At 40.7% G+C, this 1,532-nt stretch carries 1 protein-coding gene; it reads right to left on the bottom strand.

Annotated elements, in window-relative coordinates:
• Positions 1-110 precede the first annotated feature (110 nt).
• A complete protein-coding gene (locus AB5I83_RS23640) occupies positions 111-1,406 on the bottom strand; it encodes an IS110 family transposase (RefSeq protein WP_448978951.1) in 1,296 nt (431 codons plus the stop codon).
• Positions 1,407-1,532 lie beyond the last annotated feature (126 nt).

Genomic DNA, 1,532 nt, shown 5'->3' with positions numbered 1-1,532 from the left:
TTCACAGGGTCTCAGCCCGTAATTTAGTTGCTTTGCCGACTAATCCGTGCTTCAAATGTCTCCAAAATCTATAAAAACAAAAACTACTATTTATCTAAACTTAACCAGAATTAAGCGGCTAGTTCTGCCTGCTTTGATACTGCCAAATGAGGGATGTCCTTTAACATTCTATCTTCACTAAATTCAAACTGCTTTTTACCAATGCTAAAGAAGATACGAATCAGTTTATTACACAAAGCGATTAGGGACTGCATCTTCTTTAATGGATTATCCGGACGTTGAGTATAGTACGCATGTAATGCCTTAAATGCAGAATTCTTGGCAACGAGTATCATACAAACCCTGAATAATAGGGCCCTTAGCTTCTTACGGCCTCTTTTAGTGATGGTCGTTTTTCCTTTGTGCTTACCGGAAGTATTTTCTTTTAGGCTTAAGCCAGCCAGCTTAATAATTTGCCGGGGATGATTGTATTCGCCTAAATCCCCTACTTCCGCGAAAAAGCCGGCAATTGTATCCCTGCCCACACCTTTTATCGCTAACATTTGTTGGACGCCTGGTATTTCATCAAGCAGATCATCAATTTTTGAATCTAATTCTTCGAATTGTAACTGAATTAACTCATACTTAGCCAGAATGGTTTTAAGCTCAATCCTGGCCATCTTGGCACCTTGTCTTAGTCCGATGGACTTAGTGGCTGCCTGTTTTAACTCGCGGATCTTGTTTAATCCAACACTCCGGGATACGGATTTTCTCAAATGGACGAGTAGCTCTTGTTCAGTGAATTCAGCTATTTCATGGGGTAAGGCATAGAGCTTTAAGAATTGTAAAGCAGCCTTACCCTCCCATTTCTTAAATACCTTGAGGAATTCCGGAAAATACCGGTCAATCCAGTTGTGTACCTGCCCTTGGACAGTTTGAAGGTCTTCAGTTAAAAGATCGCGTATTTTCTTTGCCACACGGAGTTCTGCATAAACACCTTGTGGTATCGTAGGTTCGGCGTATCTTCCGTCCTTGACCAGCTGGGCTATGACTTTGGCATCTTTCACATCGTTCTTGGTGGGCGAGTTATCATCCAGCTCCTTGCTTTTCTTGACGTGCAAGGGGTTAACTGCGACAAACTTAATCCCATTTTCTTTTAGGATATGGGCTAGGTTAAACCAATAGTGGCCTGTTGGCTCCATGCCAACTATCACTTTATCCATACGTTGTTCTTTTTTGATTCCCGAAATCCATTTTAGAAAATGCTCAAATCCTTCTTTTGTATTTTCAAATTGACACGGAGATCCAAACTCTATACCTCTAAAATCCTGGGCACGTGCCACGTGCTTGAACTTCGCAATATCGACTCCTATAATAAGAGTTTGAGAAGTTATTTGAGCTATTTTCTTATTCTGGTTATAATTCATTTTAAAGCCTCCTGGTATTTGAGAGATTTGTCCTTTTTGCTGGCCAGCGTCAGGACTCTCTCATTCTACCAAGAGGTTATTTTTTTGTTCAAACTCCATTTTCTTTCATTACAGGAATGCTGCTTC

The sequence above is a fragment of the Mesobacillus sp. LC4 genome, from assembly GCF_053543455.1.
The sequence above is the reverse complement of the archived record's forward strand: the minus strand, read 5'-3'. Positions and strand labels throughout refer to the sequence as shown.